Source organism: Pseudomonas syringae group sp. J254-4 (genome assembly GCF_032586855.1).
Lineage (GTDB): Bacteria > Pseudomonadota > Gammaproteobacteria > Pseudomonadales > Pseudomonadaceae > Aquipseudomonas > Aquipseudomonas amygdali.
Genome location: NZ_JAWHOO010000009.1, coordinates 24,512 through 39,547 on the forward strand (window position 1 = coordinate 24,512; position 15,036 = coordinate 39,547).

General features: G+C 61.3%; 13 protein-coding genes. 12 read left to right on the top strand and 1 reads right to left on the bottom strand.

Annotation, left to right across the window (positions count from 1 at the left end; all coding sequences use genetic code 11):
- Positions 1 to 289 precede the first annotated feature (289 nt).
- The 10 genes from RYB09_RS13090 to RYB09_RS13135 are packed head-to-tail and all read left to right on the top strand — an operon-like array spanning position 290 to position 12,879.
- Positions 290 to 682, top strand: coding sequence for a cupin domain-containing protein (locus RYB09_RS13090; RefSeq protein ID WP_057454823.1), 393 nt, complete (start codon positions 290 to 292; stop codon positions 680 to 682).
- On the top strand, positions 675 to 2,174 hold the full coding sequence (locus tag RYB09_RS13095) for a methionine--tRNA ligase (protein WP_316888796.1): 1,500 nt from the start codon (positions 675 to 677) through the stop codon (positions 2,172 to 2,174). Before RYB09_RS13090 ends, RYB09_RS13095 begins: the two co-directional genes overlap by 8 nt.
- 13 nt (positions 2,175 to 2,187) lie before the next feature.
- Positions 2,188 to 3,327: an NAD(P)/FAD-dependent oxidoreductase gene (locus RYB09_RS13100; protein ID WP_122260054.1), complete on the top strand. Its 1,140-nt coding sequence runs from the start codon at positions 2,188 to 2,190 to the stop codon at positions 3,325 to 3,327.
- Positions 3,324 to 4,301, top strand: coding sequence for an ABC transporter substrate-binding protein (locus RYB09_RS13105; RefSeq protein ID WP_316888798.1), 978 nt, complete (start codon positions 3,324 to 3,326; stop codon positions 4,299 to 4,301). Before RYB09_RS13100 ends, RYB09_RS13105 begins: the two co-directional genes overlap by 4 nt.
- Positions 4,302 to 4,355: 54 nt before the next feature.
- Positions 4,356 to 5,675, top strand: coding sequence for a lysine N(6)-hydroxylase/L-ornithine N(5)-oxygenase family protein (locus RYB09_RS13110; RefSeq protein ID WP_122259966.1), 1,320 nt, complete (start codon positions 4,356 to 4,358; stop codon positions 5,673 to 5,675).
- Between the two features lie 5 nt (positions 5,676 to 5,680).
- On the top strand, positions 5,681 to 8,086 hold the full coding sequence (sbnB, locus tag RYB09_RS13115) for a 2,3-diaminopropionate biosynthesis protein SbnB (RefSeq protein ID WP_316888800.1): 2,406 nt from the start codon (positions 5,681 to 5,683) through the stop codon (positions 8,084 to 8,086).
- Positions 8,086 to 9,831, top strand: coding sequence for an FAD/NAD(P)-binding protein (locus RYB09_RS13120; RefSeq protein ID WP_316888802.1), 1,746 nt, complete (start codon positions 8,086 to 8,088; stop codon positions 9,829 to 9,831). Before sbnB ends, RYB09_RS13120 begins: the two co-directional genes overlap by 1 nt.
- A 27-nt stretch (positions 9,832 to 9,858) precedes the next feature.
- Positions 9,859 to 10,503, top strand: a complete 645-nt coding sequence (locus RYB09_RS13125) for a LysE family transporter (RefSeq protein ID WP_316888804.1) — start codon at positions 9,859 to 9,861, stop codon at positions 10,501 to 10,503.
- A 24-nt stretch (positions 10,504 to 10,527) separates the two neighbouring features.
- On the top strand, positions 10,528 to 11,682 hold the full coding sequence (locus RYB09_RS13130; protein ID WP_316888805.1) for an iron-containing alcohol dehydrogenase: 1,155 nt from the start codon (positions 10,528 to 10,530) through the stop codon (positions 11,680 to 11,682).
- A gap of 3 nt (positions 11,683 to 11,685) precedes the next feature.
- On the top strand, positions 11,686 to 12,879 hold the full coding sequence (locus tag RYB09_RS13135; RefSeq protein WP_316888807.1) for a serine hydrolase domain-containing protein: 1,194 nt from the start codon (positions 11,686 to 11,688) through the stop codon (positions 12,877 to 12,879).
- Here RYB09_RS13135 and ftrA read toward each other — a convergent pair.
- Complete coding sequence (gene ftrA, locus RYB09_RS13140) at positions 12,839 to 13,792, bottom strand: transcriptional regulator FtrA (protein ID WP_002553443.1); 954 nt, start codon at positions 13,790 to 13,792, stop codon at positions 12,839 to 12,841. The genes RYB09_RS13135 and ftrA overlap by 41 nt on opposite strands.
- A 142-nt stretch (positions 13,793 to 13,934) precedes the next feature.
- Here ftrA and RYB09_RS13145 point away from each other — a divergent pair, with 142 nt between their 5' ends.
- Entirely contained in the window at positions 13,935 to 14,540 is a 606-nt protein-coding gene (locus RYB09_RS13145) for a DJ-1/PfpI family protein (protein WP_005734627.1), read from the top strand.
- Positions 14,541 to 14,769: 229 nt separating this feature from the next.
- On the top strand, positions 14,770 to 15,030 hold the full coding sequence (locus RYB09_RS13150; protein WP_002553444.1) for a LysR family transcriptional regulator: 261 nt from the start codon (positions 14,770 to 14,772) through the stop codon (positions 15,028 to 15,030).
- Positions 15,031 to 15,036 lie beyond the last annotated feature (6 nt).

Sequence of the window (15,036 nt, forward strand, 5' to 3'; positions counted from 1 at the left end):
AACCAAAGGAGTGATGAAGCAGAGCAGAGATTCACTGGCCTCGCGACGCGGATTCGCGAGGCCGGGAGATATGTTCGTTCATCGCCGACAACGGTAACACCGCCGCCCTCGATTCAATTATCAGCGTTATTGATACCCGTCATTGCCAAAAAACATATGACCCGCATGTGTTTGCGTGACCAGCCATCTGCAAAATCGATTTCTCGACCCTGAGCTATCCGGCAATCGGATAGCCAACAATTGGCAACAATTTCATGCTTTACCGGACTTGAAACGTACGGGAATGAGCATGGAAAAGTTCGATATACACCGTAAAACCCGCTTCGACTCATTGGTACATGAGTACGGGCTCGATGGCAGTCGCCTGTTGCCTTGGGAAGGCTACCCGATGCCGTTCGCTGGCGGCTGGTGCGTGGTTCGTCCGGGCACGAGCAGCGAAGCGCATACCCAGATCGACCAGGAAATCTTCATTGCCATCAAGGGCAGCGCCCGTCTGGTGGTAGGCGACAAACAGATGGATTTCGCCGTGGGCGATATCGCCGCGATTCCGAAACACACCAACCATTACGTCATCAATGATTCCGCCGAGGACTTCCACTTCTATGTGGTGTGGTGGGACATGAACTACGTGAATGCTTTCGTGGCTCAGCACAGCGAGACCACGGGGTGCCTCGATGAGTAAGTACATCGTTACCATCACGCCACCCACCCCCAACGGCGATTTGCACATAGGTCATATCGCCGGCCCGTTTCTGGCCGCAGACGTGTTCACCCGGGTCCAGCGCCAGCGCGGTCACGACTGTGTGCTGGTGTCGTATTCCGACGATTATCAGTCCTACATGCTGCGCAAGGGGCTGGAGCAGGGCGTTGATCCGGTCGAACTGGCCGGGCGTAATTCCGACCGCATCGAAGCGTCGCTGGCGGCGATCAACATCAAGCCCGACAACTGGATGCGCCCGCACAACAACCCATGGTTTGCCGAGGCGGTTGGCGAGGTGTTCAACGCGTTGCGTGACGCGGGTTCGATCGAATTTCGCGATTCCAGCGAGCCGTACTGCCCTGATTGCGATGTGTGGGGCTACGAGGCATTTGCCCGAGGCAACTGCAATTACTGTGGGGCCGAGTCCGATGCCAGCCAGTGCGAGAACTGCGCTCAGGCCCCTGACGCCGAGTTGATGACCGGTCTGCACTGCAAATTGTGCAGGCAGCCGTCGCAATGGAAAAAGGCCCATCGCGCATTTTTGAAGCTGGCTGATTTCAAGCCGCACTTGCGTGATCGCCTGCTGGGCCAGCAATGGCGCAAGCCGCTCGACAACTGGCTGCGCGATACGCTGGAGCACCTTCATGACTGGGGCGTAACCCGTCCGGGCGACGGCGGGCTCGACCTGCAGGCCGACGGCTCGTGCCGGGTCCATACCTGGTTCATGGGGCTGGCGGGCTATATGGCGGCATTTCGTGAACATGCCGACAGTGTCGGGCGTCCGGAGCTGTTCCGTCAGTACTGGCAGTCGGGGCAGGGCACGCTGGTGCATTTTCTCGGCTTTGACTGCGTGTTCAGCCACGCCATCGTCTACCCGGCGCAGCTGTCGGCGCTGCGCGATATCAAGGTGCGCCAACGCTTCATGCCCAATCAGTTTCTGAAACTGGACGGCCTGAACCTGTCGACCAGCCGCAATCATGCGATCTGGGTCGGCGATCTGGCCCGTGAAGCCTGTGCCGACAGTGCGCGCCTGTATCTGGCAAGCATCGCACCCGAGCAAAGCGAAGGCGATTTTCGTCTGACGCATTTCCGCGCATGGCGGGAGCAGATATTCAGCGAATTTTTCCCCGCGTTGCTGGACGCTGGAAAGCATCGAGATGACAACTGGTGGAGCGGTATCTGTGGGGCCGATGCCGGGCTGTTGGAAGCGTTACGCCTGCAATGGAGCAGGGCTGCAGAGCCTGCGCAGTTCTCTATGAAGGGCATGGCTCAGGTGCTGCTCGACGTCATCGCCATTGCTCGCGCACGTCTGGCCGAAGGTCGGCCCGTCAGCCATCTGGCGGCGTTCATCGCAGTGGCTGGCAAGGCGCTGATTCCGGAAATGTCAGCGCAGATCATGACCGCATTCGGACTGCCCGAAGCGCGGGTCAACGCCACGCTCATGAACGGCTCGGCCGCTGAATACTCCATCTGAACGGATGCACCACATGTTCATCGATTACGAGATAGCGGTCATCGGCGCCGGGATTACCGGCGCCAGTATCGCGGCGAAGCTGTGCAGCGCAGGTGTGTCGGTCGCTCTGATCGACAAGGGCGCAGCCGGCAGCCTGGGGGCGAGCGGTTATTCCGGCGGACTGGTTCGCCTGTACGACAGCGATCCATTGCTGATGGAGCTTGCGGCGTGGTCCATCAGCCTGATGGACGACGGCATTTTCGCGACCACTTACGCAAGCGCACTGCGACGTACCGGGGTGATCTACCGGACCGCCATGGACCAGCTGGATAATCTGTACCGGGCTATCGAGCAGCACGGCAGCGAGTGCTACCCGATGCGTCTGCTGGCGGGCCATGAGCTCGATGGCGGTCGCTATCCGCACTGCCCGGCAGTTGAGCGGGTCAACCTGTTCGAACCTCGCGCCTGCGTCGGCAATGTACGTCAGGCTGTCGCTGCGCTGTGCCACGTGGTTCGTCAGCAAGGCTTGCTGCTGGAGCATCGCGAGATCAAAGCCATCGACTGTCGTGCTGCGGACCTCGTACATATCGACATGGGAGACGCTACATTGCGTTGTCGGGCCGTAGTGGTGGCTGCGGGTGCCTGGAGTCAGCATCTGGTGCCGCAGGCGGGGCTGGAAGCCCGTTCTATTCCCTTTGCCCGGGTACTGACTGACAGCGATTGGTCAATGCCGGTGATCGATGCGGTTACTCAGAGCTACGCTATACCGCTGACTCGCCATATCGTGCAGACCGGCTGCGGCAGCCGCGATAACAGCCTCTGGCCAGAGCATCTGGCACAGCCTGATGCGCGGCATGCCGAAGACGCCTGCAAGCGCATTGCCCGGCTGTGCGGTTCGGCAACCCACCCACGTGTGCTGGATGTGCTGCCGGGTTTCGACAGTTACAGCGCCGACGGTCGTCCGCTGCTGGGTTTCTGCGCCGAGCACAGCCCGGTTTATCTGGCCGCAGGCATGTCGGGACTGGGGTTCAAGTTTGCTCCTGGTGTTGCCGGTATCGCTTTCGAGCAACTGCGCAGTCATCTGGCAGGAAAGGACCGGCCGAGCCTCGGCTGGTCGGCATTGTCGCCACGCCGACACATGCCCGCTGCCAGTCTGGCGGGGATACAGCCATGACACCGCTCGCGTCACCCTTGCCGGGTCTGCGGGTCGGGGTCAGCGCACTGTTCGACCCCCACGACACGCCGCACGCGCGGACCTTCATGAGGGCGCTGGCCGTGGCGCGCAATTGCGTACCGGGGCTTGCGCGGGTGCAATGGCACTTTCTCGACGACGGAGCCAACGCCGTTCGCGGGGCCGAAGTGGCGCGGCACATGATCGACTGGAAAGCGGATCTGGTTATTGGCCATTTTTCATCGGACGCCGCCCTTAGCGCCGCCGCGCTGTATCGGCAAGCCGGTATCGCGCTGCTGACACCGGCAGCAACGATTGATTGCCTGACGCTTGAGCACCCCAACGCATTCCGTTTCTGCCCCTCGGACCGGCAACTGGCGGGGGACCTGGTGAGCTGGCTGGCGAGCCGTCAATGGCGCCGCGTGCATGTTCAGGCTGATGACAGCGCTCACGGTCAGGCCTTGTGCGTTGCCATCTGCGAAGCACTGGTACGCGCGGGATTGCAGCGCGTCGAAGAGCCTGAGCACGCTGATGTCGAGGTATTTGCCGGCCGCCTCAAGCCCAGTCGTGAACACTGGCAGGCGCGACGACAGGCCGGGAGTAACCGCCCGCTGGTGCTGACTGACGACGCTGCCTCGCCGTACCTGGGCTGCGCAGAGGACCAGCGTGGCAAGACGTTCGTCATCGGTTTCGGCACTCCTGACCACCCAGGAAATGGCTGCCATGCCAGCGCGCTGCACCAAACGTTTTTCGCTGCCGAGCCACACACCTACTTTCGCGAAAGCCTGCTGATGCTTTACGTGCTGGCCGAACTGGCCAACGGCCGTCTTTACGCCGGGCAACTGCTGGACGCATTGCAGCACACCACCTTCAACACACCGCTGGGCGCAGTTGGCTTTGATCGGGGCGAGCTGCGAGGCGCGATGACCTGCGTCTGGACCCCGGGCCCCACAGGACTGACCACCGTCACCCGATAGCCGCAAGAAAAACCAAGAACACCGCTTCACGCCAACTCTAAGGACAGGAATTTCATGGGTAACTCGACACCACACACGTTGCACTCGGACGCCGTCTGTATCGGCTTTGGTCCAGCCGGCATCGCGCTGGCCTGTGCTTTTGAAGACGCACGGGAGGCCAATGACCCGCTCGGCTCGCTGTCCATCCGCTATCTGGAAGCTGCGCAAGACAGCCAATGGCACCGCGAATTGTTGCTGGCCGGGACTGACATCAACCATCACGTATTTCGCGACCTGGTGACGCCGCGCAACCCGCGCAGCCGCTTTTCCTTCGCCATGTACCTCAAGGAACAGGGGCGGATGTTCGATTTCGGCCTGCTGGGCCGTCCCGCCAGTCGCCATGAATGGTCGGATTATCTGGCCTGGGTTTCCAGGCAAGTGGATAGCCAGACCTGCTTCAACACGCCGGTCACCGGGATTGACCCTGTGCTGCGCAACGGTCGTTTGCATGAAGTACGGGTCTGCACGCCGCAAACCTGCTTCACGACGCGCAATGTCGTGCTGTCCAGCGGCAGCGCACCGCGCATTCCACACGCGTTCGAGGCGCTGCTTGGCCCGACTCTGTTTCACACTTCGCAGTTTCTGACCCGCCTGCAAGCCTTTGGCGAACACTTGCCCAAGCGCTGGCTGGTGCTGGGCTCGGGGCAGAGCGCCAGTGAGTCGGTGCTGGAACTGGTCAGCCGCGATCCTGCTATCGAGGTGCATTCGGTGCATCGCTCTGCCGGTTTCAAGCTCACTCAACTGGGGCAGTTCCCCAACCGGGTGTTCGCCCCGGACCACGTTGATTACTTCCATAGCCTGAGCCCCGCAGCGCGGCAGCGCTTTCTCGACTGGAGCCGTTCGACCAACTACGCCGGGATCGACCCGGATGAAAGTCAGAAGCTGTTTTCGCTGATCTACGAGGACTCCATCGCCGGACGCAAGCGTCTGCAGACCCATGCTTACAGCCTGATCAGTGCCATCGAGCACAGCGCCGAGGGCTACCGGATCGAGTTGACCGACACCTTCAGCCAGCGCACCCAAGTGCTGGAAGTCGACGCCGTTGTGCTCGGCACCGGTTATCAGCACTACCTGATACCACCGTTATTGAGTGGCTTGCAGCCATGGCTCAAGGCCGATCTGGATGGCGGCCTGCTGATTGATCGGGATTACCGCGTCGCTACGCAGGGCGAGTGCGACGTGAATATCTGGGTCAACGGTCTTTCCGAACGCAGCCACGGAATCAGCGATAGCCAGTCGTTCTCGCTGATGGCGCTGCGCGCCGAGCGTATCGCCAATGCGCTTGAGCAGGCAGTAGCACCGGCAGCCGAACCTTTGCTGGCACAGTGGAAGTGACCCTTATGTACGACTCTCTTTGCGACATCGTTCACGATCAGACCTTCCTCAAGGTGTCTGGCCTGGGCGCAGACTTTTTCCTGAAAATGGAATCACTCAACCCGGCCGGCTCGATCAAGCTCAAAACCGCCGTAGGGCTGATCAATGACCTTCAGGCTCGGGGTTTGCTGGGCCCTGACACGATTCTGATCGAGTCTTCGTCGGGCAACCTTGGCGTGGCGCTGGCGATGATCTGCGCCGAACGGGCGATACCCTTTACCTGCGTGGTCGACCCCAACAGCTCCAGCCATAACATCCGCATGATGCGCAGCTACGGTGCCGAGGTGATTCAGGTCCAGGCCCCGGATGCCAACGGCGGGTTTCTGGGAACGCGTATAGCGCTGATCAGGGAAAAGCTCGCCAGCGACCCGCGATACGTCTGGCTCAATCAATACGAGAATGCGGCCAACCCGCGTGCTCACGCCCGGACCACGGCACGCTCGATCAGCCAGCACTTCGGTCATGTCGACTATCTGTTCGTCGGTGCCGGGACCACCGGCACGCTGATGGGCTGCGTCCAGCATTTTCAGCGGCATCACCCGAGCACCAGAATCATTGCCGTCGACAGCGTCGGTTCGGTGACCTTTGGCACTCCGGCCAGCCGTCGCTTCATACCGGGGCTGGGTACCAGCCAGCATCCGCCGATCTTCAAGGCTGATGGTATTTACGCGCTGGAGATGGTTCCGGAATCCCGTACCGTCGCCATGTGTCGCATTCTGGCGCGCAGCAAGGGCTTGCTGGTTGGCGGGTCCACCGCGACGGTAATCGCTGCGGTACATGCCTGGCGCGAGCGCATCGAGCCGGGTTCGGTGGTCGTGGCATTGTCGCCAGACTGGGGCGAGCGCTATCTGGACACCCTCTACGATGACCAGTGGGTCGAGCAGCGTTTTGGCCGTGAAGTGCTGAACATGACCCTGGCGGATCTTTCCTCATCAGAGGCTGCAACATTTCCGGGAAGCGTGAAAACGCCTTCGCGAGCAAGCTCGCTCCCACAGGATGTGTGTGAATCTGTTGTCTGCGCGTGCGCAAGCCCTTGTGGGAGCGAGCTTGCTCGCGAAACCGGTGGGTCGGTGGCGACGCCTTCGGGTGCAGGCCCGCTCCCACAGGATGTGTGTGAATCTGTTGTCTGCGCGTGCGCGAGCCCTTGTGGGAGCGAGCTTGCTCGCGAAAGCGGTGGGTCGGTGGCGACGCCTTCGGGTGCAGGCCCGCTCCCACAGGATGTGTGTGAATCTGTTGTCGGCGCGTGCGCGAGCCCTTGTGGGAGCGAGCTTGCTCGCGAAAGCGGTGGGTCGGTGACAGCGCCTTCAGGTGCAAGCTCGCTTGCGCAGGAGCAGTGTTCAACCTTCTGGCTGGCTGCCGAGCGCCTGAAGCAGGCGGCGTTTCATGTGGTCGATGGCGAAGTGGTCGCGCGCCTGCTGGCGGCTGATCCGTTGACTTGCATCGAGGATGTGCAGGCGGCGTATCTGGCTCACGAGGCCGGGCGCACGATCAACCCCGACAGTTACTTTCTGCGTTTTCCCGAGGCTCCGGCCAATCGGATCATTGCCTTGCCCGCCAGCCTGTCTGGCGAGCAGGCAGTCAGTGGCATCAAGTGGATATCCAGCTTTCCGGACAATATCGAGACGGGCCTGCAACGCGCCTCGGCTGTGCTGATCCTCAATGACCCGCTCACCGGCTATGCGTTTGCCTGTCTGGAAGCCTCACGCATCAGCGCCATGCGCACGGCGGCCTCGGCGGTGCTCGGTGCGCACTGGATGAACCGCCATCAGCGCCACGTCGGACGAATGGCGTTCATCGGTGCCGGTTTCATCGCCCGAACCATCCTCGACATGTTCGTCAGCGATGGCTGGACGATGGACGCAATAACCGTCTTCGATCAACACGACGACTCGGCATCGGCGTTGGTCCGGCATGCCGCCAGTCGACATCGGTTGAACAGTCAGCCAAGCGATTTGCCGACCGCCTTGCAGGCTGACGTGGTGGTGTTCGCTACCACCGCGCCGAGCCCTTATGTGCTGGAGCCGCTGTTTCGGCCAGGGCAATTGCTGCTGAACATTTCGTTGCGTGATCTGGGCCCGGACGTCATCGCGCAGGCCAATAACATTCTTGATGACGTTGAGCACTGCCTCAAGGCTCGGACCTCACCTGACCTCGCCGTGCAGCAGTATCAGGACCGATCATTCATCACCGGGACGCTGGCGCAACTCATGACCGGGCAGGTGGAACTGAGCCCGGATCGGGCCTCGATCTTCTCGCCATTCGGTCTCGGCGTACTGGACCTTGCCGTAGGCCAGCGCGTGTATCGCCAGGCAGTGGCCGAAGGCAGCGCGTTGCCGGTGCCGACGTTCTTCTTTGAGTCGAAGCGCTGGTGATGGCCGTGCAGACGCATACCGTAGCGATTATCGGTCTGGGCTCGCGTGGTTTGAGCATTCTGGAGCAGTTGATCGGCCTGAGTCGCCATGCCGATCGGCCTTTGAATATCGAAGTGTTCGACCCGCAACCACCCGGCAGCGGGCTGCACCATGCGCAGCAGCCGGATTACCTGATGCTCAACACCACGGCCGGCCAGCTATCCGCGTTTTCTTCCGCATTCCCGGCTTGCGCGCCACCAGGTCCGACCTTTCTGCAATGGTGCCGCAGTCAGGATGTGCGCCTTGACGAGCGCGGCCATGTCAGCACGGACGGGCAGGGCAGAGCGGTTGCGTTTGGCGACTTTTTGCCGCGCGCACTGCTCGGGCGCTACTTGCAGGACAGCTATCGCTTGCTCCTGCAGTGCTGCCCGGCGCACGTGCAGGTGCGCTATCACGCCGAGCAGGTCATGACCTGTCGGCCGCTATTGGTAACGCCCGGCTTCAGGTTGTGCACTCGACGTCTGAAGATGGATGTCGATGCCGTGTTCCTCACCAGCGGGCATGCCTCTGAAACCGGCGCGCAACTGGAGGTCGGCGACACTGTGGCCATCGAGGGGCTGGGACTGACCGCGATGGACACACTTGCTCACCTGACTCAAGGGCGCGGCGGGCGCTACGTGCGCGATAGCGGCTTTGCAGGCTGGCGATATCTGCCGTCTGGACGCGAGCCCAAGGTGTTCCTGTACTCGCGCACAGGGCTGCCGTTTCATGCACGGCCGCAATGGCATGCCTGCAGCCAGCCCCCCTTGCCGAGGCTGTTTTTCACCGCTGCGTCCATAGCCCGTTTGCGCGAGCAAAAGGAGGGCGGGCAACTCGACTTTCGGGCCGATGTGCTGCCGCTGATCAAGGATGAAATGCGCGCCGTATTTTATCAGGCCAGGGTCCGGCTAGATGCGCCAGCGCAGTTGGCATCGGTGCAGCGTCTGCTGAGCGAGTCAACCGCCAGACCGGCAGCGTTTGAGCGGCTGGCCGAGCTGTGGGGTCAATTTGACCCTGAGCAATGGCTGTTGACCCAACGCTGGTCGGGTGCGCAAGGCGCGTATGGCCAATGGTTCGTCGACTGGATCAAACGGGACCTGGCGCTGAGTCGCCTGGGCACGGCAGGCAGTGCGATCTGCCAGGCACTGGAGGTCTGGCGAGATTATCGCGACCTGTTGCGCCTGATCGCAGATCGCAACGGCCTGACTGAATCGTCGACCCTGGAGTTTTATGGCGTATGGGCCGGGTTGAGCAACCGGCTGGTCGGCGGGCCGCAAAAGGAGCGCCAGGAAGATCTGCTGGCGCTGATCGAGGCTGGCGTCGTGACGATCCTGCCGCCGATGGACGATGTGCAAAGGGCCGATTTTCGCCCCGACAGCATGATTGGCGCGCGGGTCGCCCACGGCGGTCTGTCGGGCAATGGCCCGGGGCTGATCAGTGATTTGTACGAGCAAGGGCTGATTCGCGCTGCGCACGCCTGGCCTGCCGACGGTATTGAAACCGATGAGTCTGCTCGTGCCATTGGCCGCGATGGTTCTGTGCAGCAGCGGCTCTGGGTTCTGGGGCCGGCCGTAGAAGGCTGCACCTTTTACAACCACTACGTGCCCACGCCTGACCCGACCTGCCATGCACTGATCGAAGCGCGCAGGGCGGTCGAGTCATGCCTGGAGACGCTGGGAAAGCACACCTCAAGTTGCATCACATTAAAGTTTAATAAAGCTGTTTAACTTATTAATTAAAAAGGAATTACTGATATGTATGAAGTCACTTTACTGACCGCGCTGGCGGGGGCGTTCATCGTGCTGATCATCAGTCCCGGCCCGAACTTCCTGGTAATCACCCAGCTCTCGTTCAGCCAGTCACGGCAGCAGGGCATCTGTGCCGGGCTGGGGGTCGCCTCGGGCAGCATTCTCTGGGCCTTGCTGGCAGCCACCGGGTTAGGGCTTGTGTTTCAGCAGTTGCCGTGGCTGCAGCCGGCGTTGCAATTGCTGGGCGGCGCTTACCTGACCTGGCTCGGCGCCAAGAGCCTGCGCAATGCTGGCAGCCAGCCCAAACCGAGGGACATCGGTGCGCTGGGCATCGGTAGCCTGAGCCGCGCCTATCGGTTTGGCCTGCTGACTAACCTGACCAATCCCAAGGCGCTGGCGTTCTACACCAGCGTGTTCACCACCGTGACCACGCCGGGCATGCCGATGTGGGTGCGCACTGCGGGGGTATCGATCATCGCGGTGCTGGCAATTTCCTGGTTCGTGCTGCTCGCCACGTTGTTTTCGATCCCTGCCGTGCAGGCGCGCTATCAGCGGATGAAAAAGGCCATTGATATCGTCACCGCTCTTTTCATGATCGCTTTCGGTCTGCGCCTGCTGATCGGTTTGCTGCCCGCCCACTTCTTTTACTGAAATAACCTGCAAGGGACTACGTACATGCACAGCAACGACTGGCACTACCCGACTTCAATCCGTGCAGGCGCTGGACGCGTCAATGAACTGGCCGACGCCTGCCGGAAGACCGGCATAAAACGGCCGTTACTGATTACCGACAGCTTTCTCGGCAGTACCGACATGATCGCCAGCGCCGTGGAGGATTGCCGCCGCCAATTAGGCCATTGCGGCCTGTTTGACCGGGTCAAGGGCAACCCGACCGGGACCAACGTCGCCGAGGGGCTGCAAGCCTACAGAGCCGGGGATTACGACGGCGTCATCGCGTTTGGCGGCGGCTCGGCGCTGGACGCTGCCAAAGCGGTGGCGCTGATGTCCGGCCAGACCCGCCCGTTGTGGGATTTCGAAGACATCGGTCAGAACCACCTGCGCGCCGATCCAGACGGCATTGCGCCGGTAGTTGCGCTGCCGACGACGGCTGGCACCGGCTCTGAAGTGGGGCGTGCGTCGGTGATTACCGATGAGCAGGCACAGGTCAAGCGCACCATCCTGCACATTCGCATGATGCCGCGCATCGCGATTCTGGATGCCACGCTGACCCTGAACCTGCCAACGCACCTGACTGCCGCGACGGGTGCGGACGCCTTGACTCACTGCGTGGAATCCTGGTGTTCACCGGCCTGGCACCCGATGGCCGAAGCGGTGTCGGTCAAGGGCATGCAGATGATCAAGGAATATTTGCCTCGGGTTGTTGCTGACGGTCAGGACCTGGAGGCGCGGCAGCAGATGCTGGTGGCCTCCAGCCTGGGTGCCGCCGCGTTTCAGCGCGGTCTGGGCGGCGTACACGCGATTGCTCAGAGCCTGGGGGCGCTCTACGACCAGCATCATGGCTTACTGAATGCGATTCTGCTGCCCTACGTGCTGGAGGCCAATCGCTCGGTGCTGCTGAAGCAAATGGATGATCTGGCGGTTTACCTGCGGTTGCCCACGCCCGGTTTTACCGGGGTAATGGACTGGTTACTGGCGCTACGCGAGCAGATCGGCATTGCGCATACGCTGGGCGAAATCGGTATCGACGATCGCGACGCCGAGCGGGTCGGACGCATGGCATTTGCCGACGGCTGCTCGCACACCAATCCGATTCGTCATTCGGCCGAGGCGTATGCGCAGATCTTCAGCCGTGCAGTGAAGGGCCTGTGAGCGATGATTGCCTTGAATGAGCCCGCCGTGCAGCGTGTCGATAAGGTCTGGCAACGCTTCATCGACCAGCGTCGGATCGTTGGCGGGGTGTTGTTGCTGGCCCGGCAGGGACGCCTGGTTTACGCCAGCGCACTCGGCTGGGCAGATCGCGAGCAACAGATTCCGGCCACTCGCAGTACGCGCTTTCGTCTGGCGTCAATGACCAAGCTGTTGACCTCGGTGCTGGTGTTGCGGCTCTGCGAACTGGGCACCTTGAACCTGCAAGCCTCGGTAACGGACTGGCTGCCAGCCTTTCGCCCACGTCTGGTCAGCGGCCGTGAGCCTGTCATCACACTGCAGCATTTGCTGTCGCACACTTGCGGCTTGAGCTACGGCTTCGAACAAACGCCCGGTAATGCCTATGAGCGGGCAGGGGTGTCGGACGGGCTGGACTGTGTGCCGTTCGATCTACAGGAAAACCTGACCCGGTTGGCGCGTCTGCCACTGCTGTTTGAGCCGGGTAGCGCCTGGGGATACTCGTTGGGCATAGATGTGCTGGGCGCTGTGATTGAACAGGCCACCGGCATGCCGTTGTCAGAGGCTGTTGCCAAGTGGGTTACCCTGCCTTTGCGCATGGATGCGACTTCCTTCAGGCACGACCAGCAACGAACGCTGGCCAGCGCCTACAAGGACAGTGTCAACGGCCCGCAACGTATCGGCGAAAACGATGTGTTGTTGCTCGACAGCGGACAGGCGCGGCTGTCATCGGCTCGGGCTTTTGACGCAGGTGCATATGAATCTGGCGGGGCAGGCATGCTGGGCACGGCTGATGACTACCTTCGGCTGCTTGAGTGTCTGCGTCTGGGGGGCGCGCCGTTATTGAGCGCCGTCAGTACCGAGCGCTTGCTGAATAATGCGATTGGAAGCATAACCATTGCCAGTCGGGGGCCTGGCTGGAAGTTCGGCCTGGGGCCGATGATCCTTGCCGATCCCGCTGCGGTGCGGGGGCAGCAACAGGGTGTCGGGACCTGGTCGTGGTGCGGCTTGTATGGCAGTCATTACTGGGTTGATCCGGTTTCTGCGCTCAGCATGGTCGTCCTGACCAACACGGCTGTTGCGGGCGCGTGGGGTGAGTTTGCCGATACGCTTGTCGATGCGGTCTACGCGAGGCCCGAGGTCACGCCCGGGCAAACTGCTTGCGATAGCTGCTCGGGCTGATGCCCACCAGATTGCGGAAGTGTCGGCGAAAAGACTCTTCGGAGCCGAAACCGGCGCGGTCCACCACTTCGTTGAGACGCAGCTTCGAGGACTCCAGCAATTCCTTGGCGTAGGCAATGCGCTCGCCGAGCAGCCAGTCGTAAGGCGTAAGGCCGGTACTTTCCATAAAGCTGCGGTGCAAGGTGCGGGTACTGAGCGCCGCCCTTGAGGCCATTTCCTTGATGGTGTGAGGGCGCTGCAGATCGCTGCGGATCCAGTCCATCAGGTTGGAAATCGGCCCGTCGCTGGCCGACACCAGTTGCCGGGACGCATATTGCGATTGCCCGCCTTCGCGATGAGGCGGGATGACCATGCGCTGCGCCACCATGTTGGCAACGCGCGAGCCGTGATCGTTGCGCACCAGGTGCAGCATCATGTCCAGCCCCGCGGCCGAGCCCGCAGCTGTCACGATAGTGCCTTGGTCCACATACAGTTCGTTGGGTTGAATGGTCAGGCCCGGATACATGGTTGCCAGCAGGTCGGTGTAGCGCCAGTGGGTGGTGACCTTGTGCCCGTCGAGCAAACCGGCCGCGGCCAGAACGAAAGCGCCTGTACAGATCGAGCAGATCCGCGCGCCGCGTGCATGAGCAGCCTGGAGCTGTTCGATGAGCCGCTGCGGAACTGCGGACTCCACTCCGCGCCAGCCTGGCACGATGATTGTATCGGCATTCTCCAGCAGCACTTCGCCAGGCGTTGGCACGATGGTAATGCCCCCGGCGGCGGTGATCGGCCCATCGTCGACCGGGAAGGTCGCGAATTCGTACCAGTTGACCCCCAGTTCAGGTCTTTTCAGCGCAAATACTTCGACCGTGCAGCCAAATTCGAAGGTGCACAACTGGTTGTAGATGAGTGCGACAACGAGATGATTTTTCATGGCGCGATGTTACCGGATATTGGCATTTCAGCCAGTAGTTTGGCGTGATGCTACTGGGTAATCTGCACCCTGTCACCGCTTGAAACTGCTTAAACCTTAATATGATGCAAGTGGTCTGCCATGCAGGCCCTGGAGCCAACTCGTGCCACTCAATATCGGTATCTACGTTTATGACGACGTCGAGGTTCTCGACTTCGCTGGCCCCTACGAAGTGTTCACCACCGCAACACGCATGCACGCTCGCAACAGCCGCGATGACCGGCAGTTGTTCAATGTGTTCACCATCGGGCGCAGCACCGCACCAGTGCGTGCCCGCGCCGGGCTCAAGGTCGATCCGGACTTTTCGATCAACGACCATCCGGCCATCGACTGCCTGATCGTCCCGGGCGGGGTCGTGACCGCCGAACTGGAAAAACCCGACGTGATCCACTGGATCAGCGATCAGTCGGAACCCGGTCGCGTAGTGGCTGCCGTGTGCACCGGTGCCTTTCTGCTGGCCAGGACCGGCAAGCTGGCAGGCAAGCAAGTAACCACGCACTGGGAAGACATTGACGACCTCAAGGAAATGTTCCCTTCGGTAGACGTGCTCAGCACCCTGCGCTGGGTCGACGAGGGCTCATTTGTGACATCGGCAGGTATCTCCGCCGGTATCGACATGAGCCTTCACTTGGTAGAGCGCCTGCACAGTCGTGAATTGGCCGAACGCACGGCGCTGCAAATGGATTTCGACTGGACCGAGAACGACTGAGCCACTCAGTTCCCCTGCGGATACCCCTGAAGACGCCGTGCACCCGAAATGTGCATAGCCACGCCTTCAACCTGATAGCCAGCGTTCGCTTTACCCCCGCTTGAGACATTTATTCGAACGGCCGATATCCCGGCCAGTTCGGTGTTTCAGCGGGGGTTTCCTGTATTCCCGAGCCTTCGGCTCAGCGGCAGGGCCGCACCCACCTTTGCAAAACCAGAGTGCAGGACACATGAAAACCCATTTCTTCAAAGTCGTTCAAACCGTTGCCCAGCACGGTTCGTTCTCGGAGGCCGCAGCCATTCTGGGCTGCAGCCAGTCGAACATCAGCTATGCCATCAAGGAAGTCGAAGATTTTTTTGAAAAACGCCTGTTCATTCGCAGCCGTACGGGCTGCACCCTCACCCCTGAAGGCAAGGTCATCAACCAGACCCTCGGAAACATCATGGCCACACTCGAACAACTAAAAAAAATGGGGTCAGCGGCAGCGTAACCATTC

What these genes read in the sequence shown, in the direction of transcription:
- RYB09_RS13110 (WP_122259966.1), top strand. Translation starts at nt 4,356, where the DNA reads ATGGGTAACTCGACACCACACACGTTGCACTCGGACGCCGTCTGTATC.
- RYB09_RS13120 (WP_316888802.1), top strand. Translation starts at nt 8,086, where the DNA reads ATGGCCGTGCAGACGCATACCGTAGCGATTATCGGTCTGGGCTCGCGT.
- RYB09_RS13090 (WP_057454823.1), top strand. Translation starts at nt 290, where the DNA reads ATGGAAAAGTTCGATATACACCGTAAAACCCGCTTCGACTCATTGGTA.
- RYB09_RS13125 (WP_316888804.1), top strand. Translation starts at nt 9,859, where the DNA reads ATGTATGAAGTCACTTTACTGACCGCGCTGGCGGGGGCGTTCATCGTG.
- RYB09_RS13135 (WP_316888807.1), top strand. Translation starts at nt 11,686, where the DNA reads ATGATTGCCTTGAATGAGCCCGCCGTGCAGCGTGTCGATAAGGTCTGG.
- RYB09_RS13100 (WP_122260054.1), top strand. Translation starts at nt 2,188, where the DNA reads ATGTTCATCGATTACGAGATAGCGGTCATCGGCGCCGGGATTACCGGC.
- RYB09_RS13095 (WP_316888796.1), top strand. Translation starts at nt 675, where the DNA reads ATGAGTAAGTACATCGTTACCATCACGCCACCCACCCCCAACGGCGAT.
- RYB09_RS13130 (WP_316888805.1), top strand. Translation starts at nt 10,528, where the DNA reads ATGCACAGCAACGACTGGCACTACCCGACTTCAATCCGTGCAGGCGCT.
- RYB09_RS13150 (WP_002553444.1), top strand. Translation starts at nt 14,770, where the DNA reads ATGAAAACCCATTTCTTCAAAGTCGTTCAAACCGTTGCCCAGCACGGT.
- ftrA (WP_002553443.1), bottom strand. Translation starts at nt 13,792, where the DNA reads ATGAAAAATCATCTCGTTGTCGCACTCATCTACAACCAGTTGTGCACC.
- sbnB (WP_316888800.1), top strand. Translation starts at nt 5,681, where the DNA reads ATGTACGACTCTCTTTGCGACATCGTTCACGATCAGACCTTCCTCAAG.
- RYB09_RS13105 (WP_316888798.1), top strand. Translation starts at nt 3,324, where the DNA reads ATGACACCGCTCGCGTCACCCTTGCCGGGTCTGCGGGTCGGGGTCAGC.